Source organism: Streptomyces diastatochromogenes (genome assembly GCF_002242805.1).
Taxonomy (GTDB): Bacteria; Actinomycetota; Actinomycetes; order Streptomycetales; family Streptomycetaceae; genus Streptomyces; species Streptomyces diastatochromogenes.
On record NZ_MCGQ01000042.1, the window covers coordinates 83,864 to 101,106 of the forward strand.

Below are 17,243 nucleotides of genomic sequence, written 5' to 3' on the forward strand. Positions count from 1 at the left end.
TGCAGGGACGCGACCGGCCAGGAGTCCACATGGGACACCGTGACCGGTCGTGTGCGCTCAGCGGTATTACAGCTGTGGCTGTGGCATCCGCTGCCAGCTGAACGGGCCGTAGGTTGTGTCGGTAACGGGGTAGTTGGCGTTCGGATCTGCGGTCAGTTTCAGCCATTCGAGCGGGGTGGTGCTGCCGTGCACGACGATTCGGTGGAAGTTCGGCACGTTGTAGTACGGGTGCTCGTTCCACGCGTTGTTGTGTGGGTCGTGGGCGCACACGCCGGCGCCGGTGGCCGGGTCCGTCTCGCCGGTGCACGCCGCCGTCGGCGACAGCGGGTTGTCCGAGCGGTACAGGTGCGAGTCGCCGTTGAGCATCAGCACCGGACGGCGGAACTCGGTCGTCTTCGCCGCGACCTCGCTGATGATCGGCTCGTAGTTCGTCAGGTGGTCCTTGGTCTTGCCGTCGAGGTCCCACATGTCGGCCTGTGCCGTGATCACCACGGCCTTGGCGTGCTCGGCCCGGGCGTCGGCGAAGGCGGCATCGAGCCAGCGGATGTCGGCTGCGGTCCGGTCGGTCCGCTCGTCGGTCTGCGCCTGAGTCGCGGTCGGCACCTTGTACCAGGGGTCGGCGTCGTTGTTGGAGCCGCCCGGCACGTTGATGGTCACGAAGACGATGTCGTGCTGTGCCCACCTCACGTTCTCGACGTACTGTGCGTCGCCCGGGTGGCTCGGGTCGTAGGCAGTGGCCTGGGACACCACGTTCAGTGTCCCGCTGCCGAGGGTGCGGCCGGGCTGCGCGAAGAAGTCCTGCCGGACTTTGGCGAGGTTGTCGAGCGGGTTGCCGCAGTGGTAGCTGACGCAGTCCGCCGTGTTGGTCGACAGGCCGCTCGTGCCGATGTAGTTGATCGCACCGGAGGCCGAGTCGTAGAAGCCGCCGCCCTGACCAGGCGAGGTGAGACTCGACGCCTTGTGGCAGTCGGCCCATTCGTTGTCGCCCGGCGTGTACACGAGCGGCTTGGTGAAGGTCTGCCACGCGGAGGCGATCGAGGCGTCGTAGGCGTCGGTGCAGAACTCCTTGCCCGAGTGGATGTCGCCTACGTGGATGACGTCGCTGATCGTCGGGGCACTGTTGATGGTGCCGATGAATGCCGGGGTCTTCTGGAACTGCGACGTGTCCGCGCTCTGCCCCGCGGGCGCGTACGCCGACTTGCCGTACGGCGAGTCGCCGAACACGGCGAGCGTCAGCGGGGTGCCGGCCGCCGATGCCGTGGTGGTCGACATTGCGGAAGAGGCAAGGCCGACAGCGACGAGCGTGACAAACCCGCGCTTCAGCATGCGTCTCGACATACGTCCCTCTTTCAGGTCCGGTTGAGGGGGGCGCTCCAGTGAACTGGATCCCCAGGGAGCGCGACATGGCATCAACGGCGGCCTGGAGATGACGAACAGGCGAAAATTCAGCCGCGACCGTTTTCTTCGTCCCGGAGTGCCTGATGACTGTCAGCTGAGCGCCGCCGCTTTCTACTCGGCCGGATTCCTTTCCCGGACCGGTACGCACCTCTGCGTTGCGGCCGTTGATTGCCTGCCTACGCCGAACGCACACGCTGTCAGGCCGAGGGGCAGCGCGATGGTTCGCACAGCGAGGACCGCGATGACCCGTGGGCGGTGCCTGGGCCCAGCCGTTCACATCGTCGTAGAAATCGTTGATCGTCCCATGGGACCCACTTCTTGCCCTGGCACCTGTCCTTCGACTCTGCCTCCCCGGCCCGCAGCACCGCTTCGACATTCAGCGTTTGGACAGCGACGGCTTCCAGCGACTCGTATGCGCGGGTCAGCCGCTCCACCAGCAACCCAACTCCGCTCGCCCAGCACCAACGGCTCACCCTGCTAGGGCAGGCCGTCAACCGCGACGACATCCTTCTCCAGGACCGCATGGCCGCCGCGCTCGTCCCCCTCTACGCGCAACCGCTCACCCGGAACGCACGGCTCACCACAGACGATGTCCTCCGTGAGGACGGCGAGGTCCAGATTCGAATCGGCGACCCACTGTCGCCCGTCCCTGTGCCCTTCGCCGGCATGCTGCTGGACTACCTGGGCCAGCGGCCGAACACCATGACCGCAACCAATCCGGACTCCGGATGGTCTTCCCCGGCCGTCGAGCAGGGCAGCCCATGACCCCGGACACCCTCGAACTGCGCCTCCGCCACTTGGGTTTCCTACCCAGCGAGGACGCACGTCGGCGATCCGCCACCTCGTGCTCCAGGCCCCCGCCCCCGTGGTCGCCCGCATGCTGGGCCACCACGACGCCACCACCGCCCAACTCGCGGCCGAGGCCGGCGGAACCTGGCCGCACTATGCCCCTGGAGATCACTCACGTTGACCGCAGACCCGAGTCAGCTGAGAAGTACACGATTCTCGACTACGAGAGGGAGCCAATTGCGGACAGCTCGCGCAGGACGAGGTCGAGCAGGCCGGGGAAGCGCCGGTCCAGTTCCTCGCGGCGGAGGGAGTTGATGCGGCGCGTGCCCTCGTCCCGCTGCCGGATCACTCCGGCCTCGCGCAGTACTCGGAAGTGACGGCTGCTGGTGGATTTGCCGACCGGGAGGTCGAAGCAGCCGCAGGCCACCTCGGACTTGGCACCGAGGGTTGCCACGATGCTCAGGCGGACGGGGTCGCTGAGGGCGGCCATCACCGTGAACAGGTCCATGTCCTGCTCGTTGGGGTGGAGCAACGGGGATGAGGTTCGACTGGCCACGTTCCCAGTATCCACGCAGCCCCTGAAAACCTATGTTCGCATTCAAGCGAACATAGGTTTACGGTGGTGATCACCAGCCGGTGGCACCGGTCATGCGAAGGGAACTGCCATGCCCTCCTCTCTTTCGTCCACACACGTGTCCACCCCCGCGTCCGCTCCGCCCGCCCCGATCGGCGTGGGCATCATCGGGCTCAGCGCCGACGGCGGCTGGGCAGGAAGGGCCCACGTCCCGGCCCTCGCCGCCCTGCCCGACGCCTACGAGCTGCGCGCTCTGAGCGCCAGCAGTGCCGAGTCGGCCAAGGCCGCCGGGCAGAAGTTCGGCGTTCCGTTGGCGTTCGGCAGCGCCGAGGAGCTGGTCGAGCGGGACGAGGTGAACCTGGTGGTCGTGACCGTGAAGGTGCCGCATCACCGGGAACTGGTCACCTCCGCGCTGTCAGCCGGGAAGACCGTACTGAGCGAGTGGCCGTTGGGCAACGGAACCGCGGAGGCCGAGGAGATGGCCGCGTTCGCGGATTCGCGGAAGCTGCGGGGCTTCGTCGGGCTTCAGGCGCGCTCCGCCCCACCGGTCCGCTACCTGCGCGACCTGGTCGCGGACGGGTACGTCGGGGAGGTGCTGTCCACCAGTGTCGTCGCCTCAGGAGGAAAATGGGGCGCGACGTATGACAGCCGCAGCGCCTATATATGGGACCGTGCCAACGGCGCCACGATGCTGACGATCCCGTTCGGTCACACCATCGACGGACTCGCCTCGGTGCTGGGCGAGTTCACCGAACTCAGCGCCACCACGGCCACCCGGCGCACCGAAGTCCGGCATGAGGAGACCGGGCAGCCCTTGCCCACAAACGTCGACGATCAGATCGCCGTGACCGGAACCCTCGAATCGGGCGCCGTCGCCTCCGTCCACTACCGCGGCGGACTCGCCCGCTCCACCAACTTCCTGTGGGAGATCAACGGGACCGAGGGCGACCTGCTGATCACCGGGGACTCCGGGCACCTCCAGTTCGGGCAGGTCACCATCCACGGCGCCCGCGGCAGGGACGCGGAACTGGCCGAGTTGCCGGTCCCAGGACGTTACGACGCGAACGTCCCCGCACTCGCCGGGCAACGCCACACCATGGCCTACGCTGTCGCCCACGCCTACGCGCAACTGCACGCCGACCTCACCGACGGCACCCACACCGTCCCCGACCTCGCCCACGCCGTGCGCCACCACCGCCTACTCGATCACGTCCAGCAGGCGGCCACCACCGGCGAGCGCCAGCGCGTCAGCGGCTAGGACGTGTCCGACGGGTCGCGTGACTCGCTCTCTTGCCGATCGTTCCGGTGTGCCGCGCTCACCAGCACGCCGCCGGCGCTCGCAAGAAGGCGCCACGGAAACGCGGCAAGCGCACCCGCCCCACCCAGCACCGTCCCGATGAAGCCCTCGGCCGTTCACGTGGCGGGCTCAGCACGAAGACATCTCATGTCGCCGAGAGGTCAAGTTCGGCGGTCAGGCAGCGAGTGAGACGGGCAGGGCGCATGCCCCTTCCGGGTCGTAGGTCGTACGGTTCTGCAGGCAGTGGTAGAGGCAGCCGAGGAGCTTAGGGGCTGCGGATGACGCAGTTTTCGGGTCTGTTGAAGGTGGTGCGGGAGCGGGGCGGCAACGGCACTTTGCGGGGCCGGCCGTGGTCGTTGCCGCTGGTTTCCAGACCGTGAGGTGCTGTGCGGGATCTTGTACGTGCTGCATGCCGGGATTCAGTGGGAGTACCTGCCGAAGGCTGTCCTCGGCGGGGTGCCGCCGAGCCGTCTGCGCGCCACCGCCCGCACCCGGCTGGGGCGCCTGGAGGGCCCGCTCGGGGTCGAAGGCAGCAAACCCGTCGTGGAGGGCGAGATCGATCGTGCCCAGTGGCTGATGGATGTCGCCTTCGGCGTCCTCGATCCCGTCGAGGCAGTTGTCGAACAGGATCGGCACGTCGTGGCCGAGATTACCGACCTGCGTGGCGTTCGGATCGTCTGTGAGCTGCGTAGGCGTCCGGGACGTTGTTCGACGCCATCCCGGTGTCAGACCGTCGCCCTATGTTGTCCCGGTGATTCATGATGCGTTTGACCATCGGGTAGTAGAGGCCGCAGCTACGGATGTCCGGCTGGCGAGAATGGAGTTCGACGGCGCTGGCAAGTGGTTGGCCTCCGCCGGCCAGGGGCGTTCGGAGCCTCTTGCCGCAGAGGTGTGGGTCTTCGACGAAGATCTCGCTCGGGTTCTGCTGGTTCACCACCGGTGGCGGGGTTGGGTTCCGCCGGGCGGACGCGTTGAGCTGGGGGAAACACCCCGAGAAGGAGCACGCCGCGAGCTCTTCGAGGAGACCGGTGTCGAGGCGGAGCTGCTGCCGGAACCCGCCGCGGCGACGGTGCGCTCGTATCACCCGGAGTGGTCGGCGACACTTGGGCTGTCATTCGTCGCGATCGTGGATGCTGCAACACCTTTGGCCCCAGAGAGCGGACAGCCAGCAGCCTGGACGCACCTGGACGAGGACTGGGCCGGCTACTTCCCTGAGGACGCATCGCGCGTCCGTCAGCATGCGCGATGGCTGGAGTCCGCCCGCTGATACGAAGCGTCCGTCACTCGGCAGTCCGCTGCAGCTCGACAAGTCGAGCCTCCGAGTCGGCGATGCGCTCCTGCGGCGACGCCAAATCAAGCACACCATCCCGGAGCCAAGGGACCAGCGGGCCCACCGCCGACACCGAGGCAGCAAGGGCGGTCGTCCGACCGGGTTCGACAGGTCAACGTCGCCGCGATTCGGCTGTGGCTCCGCGCCTGATCCACAGCCGAACCGGTGCCGATCCCTTGTGCATTACCGCAAGACAGGGCAATTGGCCGCCGTGTACTCATCCGCGATGTTGAAGACGCTGGCACAGCTTGGGCACTCCGCCTCGCCGAAGAGATGGGCGATCCCGTTGGCGAGCACGTCTTCCCCATCGCAGACGGCGGTCTCATACATCCATCGGCCGATGCCGGAGAGTTTCTCGGCGGGCGCTGGCCGCAGGTCGCGTCTGTACACGTCCCCCAGATCCCAGTCCCGGATCGCCGAGTAGCGCCCGTAGCCACCGATGGCGACACTCCGCGATCGCGTCGGCGCAGTCCGCCAACAGATCGTCGCAGCCATGGTGCCCTGCTGCGCGTTCCATGATCTCGCCAGCCAGACCGCGTGCCTCCGGGCTGCCAGACGCGAGGCGGACCAGGTGTGGCAGAGCGGCGAAGCTGGCGGGCGTAACCAAGTCATGCTCGAGGGTGAGCCGGTATCCCAGCTCCTTCGACCCTTCGGAGTCATCGTCACGCTCCACCCGTGCCAAGAGCTCGGGGACGCGATCAGTATCGAAGCGGCAGTCATACATCTGACCGGACATGGTCTAAATCCCTCAAATGCCAACGCCACGTTATGGGTGGGGCGGCGTCCCATCACGGTGTGAAACCGCCGCCCACCCTGCGTCCCAGCCCTTGCTTCACCTATCGAGATTCGATAGATTCCCATCGTAACTCGATTGAAGGATGCGTCATGGGAAAGCTGACAGTGGGTGCGCTGCGTGCCGTGCTCGTGGTGGTGCTCGCCGGCACTGTGTTCGTGCAGGCGTTGATGGTGTGGGCGTTGGCAACCGACCCGGAGGACGGGTCGCTCCCGCTGACCCCGCTGCGCGTGATCACGATCTTGGGCATGGTCTCGGCTCAGGTCGCCCTGGTCTGTGTATGGCGGCTGGTGACGATGGTGCGACGGGGAACCGTGTTCTCCCATGCCGCCTTCCGGTACGTGGACGGCGTGATCGGCGCGATCGTGGCGGCTGCCCTGGTGTGGTTCGCGGTCACGGCTCTCAATGCGCCGGGCCAGCGGGACGACCCGGGCGTCACCCTCATCATGGGCGGGATCGGCCTGGCCATCCTGGGGGTCGCGCTCATCGTGCTCGTGCTGCGGATGCTGCTCGCCCAGGCCGTCGCGCGCGACGTCGAAGCGGCGCAGATGCAGGCCGAGTTGGACGAGGTGATCTGATGCCGATCACCGTCGACATCGACGTGATGCTGGCCAGGCGGAAGATGTCCGTGGGCGAGCTCGCGGACCGTGTAGGGATCACGCCCGCCAACCTGGCGGTACTGAAGAACGGCCGGGCCAAGGCGGTGCGCTTCGCGACGCTCGCCGCGCTCTGCGAGGTGCTCGAGTGCCAGCCGGGCGACTTGCTGCGCTGGGAGGCCGAGGACGCCACGGGCGGATGACGTGCCCCAGGGTGGGCGTGGGTGCCCCCTCACCCACCACCGCAAGCCCCCGTCCTTCCAGCGCGGAAGGGCGGGGGTTGGTCGTTGGGCGAGCGTCAGGGCTTCGCCGTAGTCGCTTGACCCCACTCTTCATCCGAGAGATCACCTCGCCCCACGTCGATCGGAACGACCCATCCGCGGATGAGTCACTCGACTCATCGGACACGGCCTGCTGTGACCGGGAGGTTCGTCGGGTTGGCGGTTGGAGCGGTTGGATGGGTGGTGACGCCGGTTGCGACGCATGCGAGTGGTCGCGGCGGCAACCTCGGCCGCCTCGATGCCGTCCGCGTCCGCCGCGGCCACACCGCCAGCGGAGCCGCTTCCCGACGCCTCGGAAAAAAAGTTACGGGTCGCTGTCGATCCGGCCACGTCCCATTCGACGTCATGATGTGCGGCGCCTCGCCACACGATGACGCGACAGGACCTGACGAGGAAAGACGTGGATCAACTGCTGAGAGTCATGAACTTCAACGTCTCGAGTGACGGCATCGGTGCCGGTGAGCACCAGAGTCTCGAGCGACCGTTCGGCCTCGACCATCCCGAGAGGCTGTTCTCCTGGGCCGGAGCCACGGCGAGCTGGCCCATGCGCACGGATCCCGGGGGGAGCCGGGGCCTCGACGACTACTTCACGCGAGACTTCGCACGCAACATCGGTGCCGAGATCATGGGCCGCAACAAGTTCGGGCCCCAGCGCGGGCCCTGGCAGGACCATGAGTGGCGCGGCTGGTGGGGTGACGAGCCCCCGTTCCGCACTCCGGTGTTCGTCATGACTCACCACAAGCGCCCGTCGTTCGCGCTGTCCGACACCACGTTCCACTTCGTCGACGGCGACCCGGCCACGGTCCTCGAACGGGCGCGGGAAGCGGCGGAGGGCAAGGACGTGCGACTCGGTGGCGGGGTTACCACCATCCGGCAGTTCCTTGATGCGGACCTCGTCGACACCATGCATGTAGCGGTCTCGCCGGTAAAGCTCAGGTCCGGACTACGACTCTGGGAGTCCCCCGATGAGCTGCTCGACCGGTTCCACCTGGAGGTCGTGCCCAGCTCGAGCGGCGTGACGCACCACCTGTTCTGGCGAAGGTGACGCGAGGGCTCACTCGGGGATGCCGGCGCAGTGGATGCCGGCATTTCGGTAGATGATGGGGTAGTTGCGGGCGCTGTTGCCGATACAGGTCGCGAAAGTCGTCCGCAACTATCCAATGGTCGTAGGGCTCATCGGCCTGCTTGGTTGCTGTGCGGTTCGCCGTCAAAGCGGGCACGAGCCAGGGCGGTGTCCGGCTGGATGCCGCGAGTGCAGGCCAACGCGACTCGGTCTGGCACTGGCAGCCGCCCTGGGGGGGCGATGGCGCCGGGCTGGTCGCTGCGGCAGCAGTGGGGCTATGCGCTCCCATAACTCATCGGTGACGAGATCGGTGGTCACGGCAGGAGCTTGCCGGACGAGTCCTGTTGAGCGTGTTAGGTATGTTGGGCAGGCTTGGGATGCTCGCCCGAAGAAAAGTAGCGCGCTGTGATTCCAAGCTCACCCAGGGCTTGCGCCCGCTGTCCCAAGGGCTCGCGTGGTTCGAGGGGCTGGCGGATGAGGAGCAGGCCGTTACTCTGCGGGATCTCTGCCAGTTCTGCGTCCAGGCCCGCGCCACATCCGAGGACGCCTGGGAGGGCATCCGGCGGTCCGGGCTCCGGCCGATCCGCACGCCCTCGATTCTTGTCACGCGAGGACGCATGGACGAGCAGTTGGGAAAGTGGGTGCAGGCGGTGACGCCGTCGGCGGCAGATGCCGCGCCTCGCTCCGGTCGATGGGGCGGCGCCGTTTGCCTGCCATGTGGCAGCTGCCCTGGCGCAGCTGCGTGGGTGTCTGGCCGACGCCGATGCCGAGTTGAACGATCCAGTCCGGCGGCCTTGGCCTCGTCCGTCGGCCGTGGTCGGCCCCGGCCTGCCGCTGAACGAGCAGTTCGATCTTGCGGTCGATACGTGCCAGGCACCTCGCGTGTCAGATCCGGAGCATCTGCAGACGCTCGAGGTCGGACAGCGAGTCGCCGAACATATGTTTGATTCTAGATCCATGATCGGCTGCCACGCACTCGCGTGTTCGATGCCCTGTCCCAGTGAAGAGTGATCGTTGCCGGCGAAGCTTGATGATCAGCGAATTCGTGCCGTCGGCCACTGATCGGCACGCCGGCCGGGCGGACCCCGCTGCTCATCCGGCTGCATCCGGCATGACCGTGTCTGACGTGAGAGGTGTCGGGATCGGTGTGAGACTGGGCGCGGAAGGGGTGATCCCCGTGTCCGACCCACCGCACGCGTCCGCCGGTTCCGACGCCGCCGTCGACGAGAGTCGGCTGGAGGCGCTGATCATCGAGGCTCAGACGGCCCTGCCGTTCGAACTGTCGGCCCTGGCGAACCGGTGCGCTTCGGCTCTCGGCCTGGATACCGCGCTGATCTACCTCGTAGACCTGCAACAACGGCTGCTCATCCCACTCGACGAGGCTTTGGAGTCGCTGTCGGTGGCCGGCTCATCGGCCGGCTGGGCGTACCGCACTGTCTCGCCGCGGGTGGTCGACGCCGACGACGGCGTGATCGTCTGGATGCCTCTGGTCGACGGTGCGGAGCGGCTGGGCGTGCTGGCGGTGCGGACCGCTTCGCTCGACGGGGTACGGATGCGCCGCAGCAGGATGCTGGCCCATCTGTTCGCCATGCTGATCACCTCCAAGCGTGCCTACAGCGACTGGCTCGCCGCCCGCACCCGCACCTCGGCCATGCGGTTGCCCGCAGAGATGCTGCGGGCATTCCTGCCACCCCACACCGTCGGCAGCAGCAGGTGTGTCTCGACCGCGGTCCTGGAACCGGCGTACGACATCGCCGGCGACGCCTTCGACCACTCGGTGGTCAAGAACGTGCTGCACACCATGATCCTCGATTCCATGGGGCACGATCTGGCCTCCGGCCTGACCACGTCGGTCGCCATGGCGGCGGCGCGGAACACCCGCCGCGGCGGTGGCGACCTGGCCGACATCGTCGGCTCCGTCGACCAGGCGCTCGCCCAGTGGCTGCCCGACCATTTCTGCACCGGCGTGCTGTGTCGGCTCGATGCGGTCACCGGGGTGCTGAGCTGGGTCAATTGCGGTCACCCTCCGCCACTGCTGATCCGTTCCGAGCGGGTGGTCGAGGGCGCGCTGGACAGCCCCCCGCAGCCCCCGATCGGCCTGGCCGGCCACCTCGCCCCGGCAGCCCGGCAGGTCCACGAGACGACACTGAAACCGGACGACCACGTCCTGCTCTACACCGACGGCGTCGTGGAGGCACGCGACGCGAGCGGAGTGGAGTTCGGCCTGGACCGGTTCACCGACTTCATCATCCGCTCCTCCGCCGCCGGACAGCGCCCGGCCGAGGTGCTGCGGCTGCTCATCCACGCCATCCTCGACCACCAGCGCAACCAGCTGCGGGACGACGCGACCATCCTGCTCTTCGAATGGCGCCCGCAGCTCCGGTGAAGCGGTGGCTTCCTCGACGGTCTCCCTGAGACATGAGCCTTCCCCCGGGCGACGGTCGACAAGGGAGCTGCTCGATATCCCTGGGGTCGTCAGTCCGCTGCACCACGGGTATGCGGCCAGTCGCATGCTCGACGAGCCGCTCCAGCTCCTCTTCGGCTCCGACGCGCTCCTCGACACCATCGCCGACACCCCGGCCCCGGCCACCTTCATGGGTGAGCACACCCACCTCGTCTGGCCCGCCGACCACGGCCTGCGCCGCATCCCGGTGACCGACCCGACACCCGTCTACCCGCACTCGCTCCTCTGGCACCGCGACAACCCCCACCCAGCGCTGGCCCCCTCCGCGCCCACCTCGCCGCCACCGCGGCCAAGCGGCAACACGGGACAGCCGTCCACTGAAGCGAAGCGCGCCGCGGTGCCGGACGTTGCGGGCGCCACCCGCCGCCAGGGCCCCGCGCAGCCAGAGGGCCGGGACGCAGCCGGGCCGCGGCCACGCAGCTCCCAGCGCGACGAGCTGGGCCGTGACGTACTCGTGGTCCTGCTCCCGGCGGCGGATCTCCTGCGCCGCCCGGTCGGAAGCGCGCGGGTGCCCGAATTCTCTGATGCGGTGAGGCCCGAACCCCACCGCGAGCGCCGTCGCAAGCCGAGGCAGCTCGCAGGGTGTGGCTTGACCTTCGGCCTGAGTCGAAGGTCTACCGTCGAGATGTGAGCACGATGCGGATCTCCCAGCTCTCCGGGCGCCCTGGCGTTCCGGCCACCACCCCGCGCTTCCGCGCCGGCTCGGCCGAGGGCCCCGCTGCGATGAGTTCCGGCCGGGTCGCGGGTCTGTTCTGGTGACCGTCGTAGGGCGTCGTACGACGCTGCCCGGCACGAGACACCACGGAGGACATCATGACGACCACGCCGGACGACCCGACCACCACGCTGCCCGGCCGCCCACCCGTCGTTGACCTGGCCACCTGGCAGGCCGCCCGGGACGAGCTCCTGGTCCGCGAGAAGGCCCACACCCGCGAGGGCGACGCCCTCGCCGCGGCCCGCCGCCGGTTGCCGATGGTGGAGTTCGACGGGACGGTCGAGGTCGTCGGACCCGACGGCCCCGTTCCGTTCGTGGACCTGTTCCAGGGCCGCGACGAGCTCGTGGTCTACAAGCACATGTGGTACGACGGCGCGCCGCACCAGGGGCAGTGCGAGGGCTGCACCACCACGGCCTGGCACCTGAAGGACGCCGTCTACCTCAACGCTCGCGGCGTCTCGTTCGCCATCCTGACCACGGGCCGGTGGGACGAGGTGGCCTCCTACGTCGAGTTCATGGGCTACACCCAGCCCTGGTACTCGGTGCGCGACGTGGACGCGCCGGTCGGCGGCAGCATGGGGTACCTCACCTGCTTCCTGCGCGACGGCGACCGCGTGTTCCTCACCTACTCCACGACGGGCCGTGGCAACGAGCCGGTCAACGGCTCCCTCAGCCTGCTCGACATGACGCCCTACGGCCGCGGCGAGACATGGGAGGACAACCCCGAGGGCTGGCCCGAGGGGCGCAGCCCGTGCTGGTCCTGGCGCTCGGACGCGGACGGGAACGCCACCTGGGGCCCGACGAGCCGCCCCGTGCCGCAGTGGACCCGCCCCGGCGCGACCCCCGTGGAGACCCTCGGCCGGCACGGCCACCACCACTGACGCGCCTCCGCCGACAGCGTCGGCAAAAGGTGTCAGGTGCCGGTCTCTGAACCTGTTCGGCGCCCTCCGAGGGCCCGGAAGCGAGTTCTGCCGCAGCGTGACAGCGACCCTGACCTGGCAATAATCGGTTGCCCGTTGGCGATCGGGGTGGATGCAATGTCCGGCATGGTCACCCAGGTGCGCCCGCCACGGCGAGATGAGATGAACGCGCACTACCGGGCCTTGCCAGTCTGCGATCCGCGCACACCGCATCCGGATCGCCACACGGGAGACGCCACCGCATGAATACGCCACCATCGCCACCTGAAGCGGAGCGGACTGACGGATCATCCGTCCAGATCGGCGCTCTCGTTCCGCTGACTCGGCCTGGCTGGGCCGAGGCAGGCCGACACTTGCTCGCCGGACTCGAGTTGGCCGTCCACGAGGTCAACGATGCCGGCGGGATCGTCGGACGACCACTCGAGCTGGTGGTCCGAGACACCGCGGCCGATCCACAGAGGGCCGCAGCGGCCGTAGACGAATTTGCTCGCTTGGGCGTGGCCGCCTTGGCGGGGGAGTACCACAGCGTCGTCGCTCGCGCTGCTGCCGCCAGGGCCGACGCCCTCGGCCTGCCGTTCCTCTGCTCGTCAGCGGTTCTCGACGCGCTCACCGAACAGCCGACGGAATGGGTCGCGCGCCTGTCCCCGCCGCAGTCCCGCGGGTGGCAGTTCTACGCGGACTTCCTCCTCGGCGCGGGCCACAGCCGAATCGCCGTAGCAGCCCAGCCGAGCGTCTACTGGGCATCTGGGACCCGCATTCTGCGGGACTACCTTGCTCCGCGCGGCGGCACCGTCATCGAACTCGACATGAGCGCGCTCAGCCCCACGGCCTTGTGTGACGAGCTCGTCGACCATCGCGCGACAGCCCTCCTTCTTCTGGTCGGCCACCCGGAGCCGGCAGTGCCGATCGTCAAGTCCGTCCGCCGCGACCAGCGCCTCGCCGAGATCATGATCGGTGCTCCGGCCGGGCAACCGGAGTTCGCCGAATGGGCGACGTTGCTGGGCGACGACAGTGCCGGGGTCCCGTTCTTGCGCTACTTGCCCGAGCGCCTCAGCCCACTCGGTGCACGAGTCGAGAAGGCCCTCCGTGAGCGGCTGGCCGAAGCGCCCTCCTTCGTCGCCTTCGAGGGCTACGACACGGTCACCGTCCTCGCCGATGTGCTGGGTTCTCACGGCGCGGACCGGGCGCGCACCGCCGAATCCTGGCCGCGCGTTGCAGTCGAAGGCACCCGCGGGCAGATCCAGTTCTCCCGCACGCCAGGCATCAGCGTTTGGCAATGGGCTTGGACACCCATCCAAGTCGTTGATCGAGATCCGGCGCAACCCGATCGCTTTCGGATCCTGCACACCGGATGAGAGGGCACGGAGGTCGCGGGGCCGGCCTCGGCGGCCTGTTCCAGCAGGCCCCGTGCGCAGTCCGCGCAGCGCATGGCGGTCTTCTCGTGAAGCCCGAACATCTCAGCAAGGTGGAGGGGGTCGGGGCCTCGGACTATGGCCTCATGAATGCCCCCAGCCCCCTGGATCGCGAGCAAGTCCAGCCCGCTCTCACAGAGTTGGGACGCGCAGAAATTCCGCAGGACGTGCGGTGTCAGCTTCTCGCCCCACCCGGGCAGGTGTGCTTTGGACGCGGCCTTGAGCCCGCTGCGCGGGGCGCCGTCGCTCACCCGGCGAGAGGAGCCGTCGGCGTTCTTACGCTCTGAGAGGTTGTTCTGTGGGTCTTCGTCTGGATTCAGTCTGAGGTCACGTCTCCGAGATGAGTGCGACCGGGCAGGCTGCGGTGCCCGGCCTGAAGGCCGGGCACCGCGACCATCTCCTGCGCAGGCGGCGTCAGTGCTGCGGGGCCGGTGAGCCGACGGGTGCACGTCGTGCGGCGCTGCGGTAGGTGGAGATACCCAGCGCGAGCAGCCAGTAGCTGAGGAGCGCGCCCATCAGGGCGGTGGTGCCCCAGCCGTTCGCCGCGTAAAAGTGTGCCGGGGTGTTACCGAAGAACAGGGACGGCACGAAGATCAGGTTGGCCCCGGCCAGGACGTAAGCCGAGCGGCCGGTCCAGCGCGGCAGCAGGTTCGTACGACTGATGCCATAACCCACCGCGATCAGGAAGATCGCGAGCATGAGGCGACCGATCGCCCCGTAGAGGATGTAAGTGCCGCTGACCGTAATGGTCGGGTCGATCGGGTGGTCGGCGGCGATGACCGCGCCAGCTTCCAGCCCGCTGGAGACCAGGGTGATCGTCGCGTAAACCAGTCCGGTGGCGAAGGCCATCGTTCCGACCCATTCGTAGGCGGGGCTCACGCGCTTGACCAGTTCGCGGAAGGCCGTCACAAACACGATCAGGAACGCCAGCGCGATCATTGCGATCAGTAGCCTGGTCAAGACGTTCGAGTCCGGCGGCGGGCCGGAGTAGATGAAGTACAGGGGCACTTCGACGATGAAGGCGGTCGCGGCGGCGATGCCGGCGAGGCCCGTCAGGCGCCTGGCGATGGTTTCGTTCATGGGTGTCCCCCTGGGGTGTCCGTGTGCTGGGTTCCTCGTCGGTTCATTGCCGATGAGGTGAATCGTGCCGCGCACGGTGCTCCTCGTCGCTGGGCCTGGACACCGAATGGGGGGTGGTCCTACCGTCACCTGCTGCCTGGCGAAGTTGCTGGTGTCGATCTCAGAGGTCGTTAAGTCCGATCTTCCTCGGTTCGTGATCGCTCGATCGTGGTACGGATCGCCATACGGGCCGACTGTTCGCCATGTGCATGCGGGGATGCGCGCATGGACCGAAGACCGAATCCGAGCGACCTCTTGGACGAGCAGTGGGCATTCCCCATGCGGGGCGGTGCTCCTGAGGATTGACGGTATTTCACCTCTGCCCGTGTCGGCCGCGAGCCCGCGCCCCCTCAGGGTCCGGTGTCATCCACAGGTCTGACACGGCTTCGCGCGGTCCGACCGAAGTCGTCCATCGGAACGGGAACTGCGGCTGACTTCACGGCCCGCTTACGCCGGGACGATGGAACGGTCCCCAGAAAGCAGTACCCGTAGGGACAAGCGAGCGTCGTGAGCGTCGCCGGACCCAGTACGGCGGTGGCCCGCCTCGGTGCCGTGGGACTACCGATAGCGAGAGGAAGTATCGAAGATGACCAAGCTGCAGAGCCTGGACCCGATTACGCCGATCTTCGCGCAGTTCAAGGAGAAGACCGGGCCCATCGTCCTGGCCAACACCTTCTTCGTTCCGAAGGAGAGGACCGAAGCGTTCCTGGCTCTCTTCCGGAGGCAGGCGGAGTTCATGAAGGCTCAGCCGGGATTCGTCTCCCTGCAGATGCACAAGGGAACGGCGGACAGTCAACTTCTGATGAACGTCGCGGTCTGGGAGTCGACCGAGGCTCTCGCCACGGCGTTCGGCAGCCCGGAGTTTCAGCGCACGGCTGCCGAGTTCCCCGACGACATCGTGTCGTACCCGCACATCTTCGAGCAGGTCGACGTATGACACAGCAACTGTAGAGGCGTGACCGTGCTCGGCAGCGACTCCGCCCGGCGCGGCACCGTCTCCTTCCATGGTCGACGGGTTCCTCGCCCCCCCTCTCGTCCACCGCGGCGGTTCACGTCCGCCGAGTTCGAGGTGGAGGCCAAGATCCTCGCCCGCGACGGCGAAGTCCGCCCGCCCTTGACCAACGTCACCCGCTCACGCCTGGGACGACCCGTCCACCAAGTACTCCTCGAACAACCAGCACGCGGAATATCGCAAACGGACTTAACGCCCTCTGAGGGGAACAGCGGGGCGCCGGGACGGGTGTGGTCGTCGTCGAACTGGCCCCAGACGTCCTCGTTGAACCACCGCAGTGTCCGGTCGGCGCCATTGATCAGCGGGACCACCCGCTCGCGCGGCCCGGAGCCGTCGGCGCCCTTGCCGAGGCGGACGTGGGGCTTGCCGAATCGGCCCAGGTCCCACTTGATGTCGCCCAGATCGAGCCCACATGCCTCGCTCACTCGCAGGCCGACCTGGGACATCAGGTTCGAGGCGGTGTAGTTCCGTGCGGTCGGGGCGAACTTGCGGCAGGTGGCCAGCTCGCCACGTGAAGAGCGTTCCGGCCTCCGGCTCGGCGGTTGTCAAGATCCGCAGCTGGCGTCCTTCGTGCCGCGCGGCCGGTTCATCTCGTCGATCGGGCACTCGATGACCCGACCGGTCATCCGATGGAGCTCGACCTTGTGCCGCAGCTCCAGCAACATGAAGGGACAGCACGTCGGCCTCGAACCGCTCCAGCCCCTCCGCCGACGCGGGCGCCCAGTGCTCACGAAGGTCCCGTACGGCCGCCAGCGCCGCCAACCCGAGCCTCCTCGCCCTCGGCCCGACTGCGCACGTACGGACGCCCGGCTCTTCCCCGGACATCCCGCCCAGGCCGGCTACCAGATCTTGGGCCGCCGCTTGTTCCGCACTGCCCAGTCCACCGCATGGTCCTGCTTCGCCGCGAAGTTCCCGAAGTCCAGTGGCCGGCGGCTCTCGTCGACCATCGCAACACAGAACAATTCCCGACCAACGGCGGCAGCAAGAGGCGGTGGAGTCGTCTCCACCAGGTCAGCCACCTGCCCATAGAGCGGATCGGAGACCGCAGCGAACCTCAGCCGTTCCACGAGCTTGGCGCGGGCCTGTTCCCCGGTGAAATAGGGCTCGTGCGCCCCGTCGATCTGACGGCCGTTGCCATGCGCATCGAACCCGCTCCATAACCACGCCCAGAGCCCGTCCATCCCCGCCCCCTCCTCCGACAGATGGCATGGGACTGTCAAACTACCGGAGGCGGTACGGGCCCTGACAGCGTTTGGCGCACCTCGCACATCCCGCACACATCCTTGCCCTCCGTGGAACGGTACGCCCGACCCGGCGTCGACACCGCAGGCCCACAGCTCCGTGGCCAGGGGGTTCGCCATCTCGCCGGTGTCTCGTCGTGGTCTGACGTAACTTCGGGATTTGTGAAGCATTCTCACGCGGAGGGTCCGGTTGCCAGACGAAGCGTTCGGAGTCACCGGCGACGAGTAGATGTGGGCGT

General features: G+C 67.8%; 18 protein-coding genes and 5 pseudogenes. 17 read left to right on the forward strand and 6 right to left on the reverse strand.

Features of this window, described 5'->3' with window-relative positions:
• Positions 1–66: 66 nt before the first annotated feature.
• On the reverse strand, positions 67–1,272 hold the full coding sequence (locus tag BEK98_RS38135; RefSeq protein ID WP_208643349.1) for a hypothetical protein: 1,206 nt from the start codon (positions 1,270–1,272) through the stop codon (positions 67–69).
• Positions 1,273–1,716: 444 nt separating this feature from the next.
• Here BEK98_RS38135 and BEK98_RS49640 point away from each other — a divergent pair, with 444 nt between their 5' ends.
• A complete protein-coding gene (locus tag BEK98_RS49640; RefSeq protein WP_208643350.1) occupies positions 1,717–2,163 on the forward strand; it encodes a hypothetical protein in 447 nt (148 codons plus the stop codon).
• Between the two features lie 244 nt (positions 2,164–2,407).
• On the opposite strand, the gene BEK98_RS38145 is transcribed toward BEK98_RS49640, so the two are convergent.
• Positions 2,408–2,743: an ArsR/SmtB family transcription factor gene (locus BEK98_RS38145; RefSeq protein WP_094221346.1), complete on the reverse strand. Its 336-nt coding sequence runs from the start codon at positions 2,741–2,743 to the stop codon at positions 2,408–2,410.
• Positions 2,744–2,852: 109 nt separating this feature from the next.
• On the opposite strand from BEK98_RS38145, the gene BEK98_RS38150 reads away from it, so the two are divergent.
• The 6 genes and pseudogenes from BEK98_RS38150 to BEK98_RS48220 all read left to right on the forward strand — a co-directional run.
• Positions 2,853–4,019, forward strand: a complete 1,167-nt coding sequence (locus BEK98_RS38150; RefSeq protein ID WP_094221347.1) for a Gfo/Idh/MocA family protein — start codon at positions 2,853–2,855, stop codon at positions 4,017–4,019.
• A gap of 47 nt (positions 4,020–4,066) precedes the next feature.
• Positions 4,067–4,219: pseudogene (locus BEK98_RS48205) on the forward strand (IS5 family transposase); the annotation flags it as partial.
• A gap of 117 nt (positions 4,220–4,336) precedes the next feature.
• Positions 4,337–4,432 (forward strand): annotated as a pseudogene (locus tag BEK98_RS51415) (IS5/IS1182 family transposase); the annotation flags it as partial.
• A 22-nt stretch (positions 4,433–4,454) separates the two neighbouring features.
• Positions 4,455–4,820, forward strand: a complete 366-nt coding sequence (locus BEK98_RS51420) for a hypothetical protein (RefSeq protein WP_208643351.1) — start codon at positions 4,455–4,457, stop codon at positions 4,818–4,820.
• Positions 4,810–5,325 carry an NUDIX domain-containing protein gene (locus tag BEK98_RS38165; protein WP_279635498.1) on the forward strand — a complete coding sequence of 172 codons (516 nt, stop codon included), beginning with the start codon at positions 4,810–4,812 and terminating at the stop codon, positions 5,323–5,325. Before BEK98_RS51420 ends, BEK98_RS38165 begins: the two co-directional genes overlap by 11 nt.
• Before the next feature lie 70 nt (positions 5,326–5,395).
• Positions 5,396–5,503, forward strand: a pseudogene (locus BEK98_RS48220) (IS5/IS1182 family transposase); the annotation flags it as partial.
• A 68-nt stretch (positions 5,504–5,571) separates the two neighbouring features.
• Here the strand turns inward: BEK98_RS48220 and BEK98_RS49230 are convergent.
• Positions 5,572–5,883, reverse strand: coding sequence for a hypothetical protein (locus tag BEK98_RS49230; RefSeq protein ID WP_167444348.1), 312 nt, complete (start codon positions 5,881–5,883; stop codon positions 5,572–5,574).
• A gap of 390 nt (positions 5,884–6,273) precedes the next feature.
• Here BEK98_RS49230 and BEK98_RS38175 point away from each other — a divergent pair, with 390 nt between their 5' ends.
• The 4 genes and pseudogenes from BEK98_RS38175 to BEK98_RS51425 all read left to right on the forward strand — a co-directional run.
• Entirely contained in the window at positions 6,274–6,759 is a 486-nt protein-coding gene (locus BEK98_RS38175) for a DUF2975 domain-containing protein (RefSeq protein WP_094221352.1), read from the forward strand.
• Complete coding sequence (locus BEK98_RS38180; protein WP_094221353.1) at positions 6,759–6,980, forward strand: helix-turn-helix domain-containing protein; 222 nt, start codon at positions 6,759–6,761, stop codon at positions 6,978–6,980. The genes BEK98_RS38175 and BEK98_RS38180 overlap by 1 nt, the downstream gene beginning before the upstream one ends.
• Positions 6,981–7,458: 478 nt before the next feature.
• Positions 7,459–8,103 carry a dihydrofolate reductase family protein gene (locus tag BEK98_RS38185; protein WP_094221354.1) on the forward strand — a complete coding sequence of 215 codons (645 nt, stop codon included), beginning with the start codon at positions 7,459–7,461 and terminating at the stop codon, positions 8,101–8,103.
• A gap of 395 nt (positions 8,104–8,498) precedes the next feature.
• Positions 8,499–8,708, forward strand: a pseudogene (locus tag BEK98_RS51425) (DUF5958 family protein); the annotation flags it as partial.
• A gap of 16 nt (positions 8,709–8,724) precedes the next feature.
• On the opposite strand, the gene BEK98_RS51430 reads toward BEK98_RS51425, so the two are convergent.
• The gene (locus BEK98_RS51430; RefSeq protein ID WP_425276651.1) at positions 8,725–8,994 is read right to left on the reverse strand and encodes a DUF6233 domain-containing protein; all 270 of its coding nucleotides are present in this window, start codon (positions 8,992–8,994) and stop codon (positions 8,725–8,727) included.
• Between the two features lie 295 nt (positions 8,995–9,289).
• Here BEK98_RS51430 and BEK98_RS38195 point away from each other — a divergent pair, with 295 nt between their 5' ends.
• The 5 genes and pseudogenes from BEK98_RS38195 to BEK98_RS38210 all read left to right on the forward strand — a co-directional run bounded on the left by BEK98_RS38195 (position 9,290) and on the right by BEK98_RS38210 (position 13,575).
• The gene (locus tag BEK98_RS38195) at positions 9,290–10,507 is read left to right on the forward strand and encodes a PP2C family protein-serine/threonine phosphatase (protein WP_244202159.1); all 1,218 of its coding nucleotides are present in this window, start codon (positions 9,290–9,292) and stop codon (positions 10,505–10,507) included.
• Between the two features lie 151 nt (positions 10,508–10,658).
• Positions 10,659–10,906 (forward strand): annotated as a pseudogene (locus BEK98_RS38200) (LysR family transcriptional regulator); the annotation flags it as partial.
• Positions 10,907–11,212: 306 nt separating this feature from the next.
• On the forward strand, positions 11,213–11,344 hold the full coding sequence (locus BEK98_RS51015; protein ID WP_279635499.1) for a hypothetical protein: 132 nt from the start codon (positions 11,213–11,215) through the stop codon (positions 11,342–11,344).
• A 54-nt stretch (positions 11,345–11,398) separates the two neighbouring features.
• Positions 11,399–12,181: a DUF899 domain-containing protein gene (locus BEK98_RS38205; RefSeq protein ID WP_094221356.1), complete on the forward strand. Its 783-nt coding sequence runs from the start codon at positions 11,399–11,401 to the stop codon at positions 12,179–12,181.
• 281 nt (positions 12,182–12,462) lie between these two features.
• Positions 12,463–13,575 (forward strand): ABC transporter substrate-binding protein, encoded by a 1,113-nt coding sequence (locus tag BEK98_RS38210; protein WP_094221357.1) that lies wholly within the window; start codon positions 12,463–12,465, stop codon positions 13,573–13,575.
• A gap of 471 nt (positions 13,576–14,046) precedes the next feature.
• On the opposite strand, the gene BEK98_RS38220 is transcribed toward BEK98_RS38210, so the two are convergent.
• On the reverse strand, positions 14,047–14,712 hold the full coding sequence (locus BEK98_RS38220) for a hypothetical protein (RefSeq protein WP_094221358.1): 666 nt from the start codon (positions 14,710–14,712) through the stop codon (positions 14,047–14,049).
• 625 nt (positions 14,713–15,337) lie between these two features.
• Between BEK98_RS38220 and BEK98_RS38225 the strand changes: the two genes are divergently transcribed.
• Positions 15,338–15,688 carry an antibiotic biosynthesis monooxygenase family protein gene (locus BEK98_RS38225; RefSeq protein ID WP_094221359.1) on the forward strand — a complete coding sequence of 117 codons (351 nt, stop codon included), beginning with the start codon at positions 15,338–15,340 and terminating at the stop codon, positions 15,686–15,688.
• A gap of 914 nt (positions 15,689–16,602) precedes the next feature.
• Here BEK98_RS38225 and BEK98_RS38235 read toward each other — a convergent pair.
• A complete protein-coding gene (locus BEK98_RS38235; RefSeq protein WP_094221360.1) occupies positions 16,603–16,944 on the reverse strand; it encodes a hypothetical protein in 342 nt (113 codons plus the stop codon).
• Positions 16,945–17,243 lie beyond the last annotated feature (299 nt).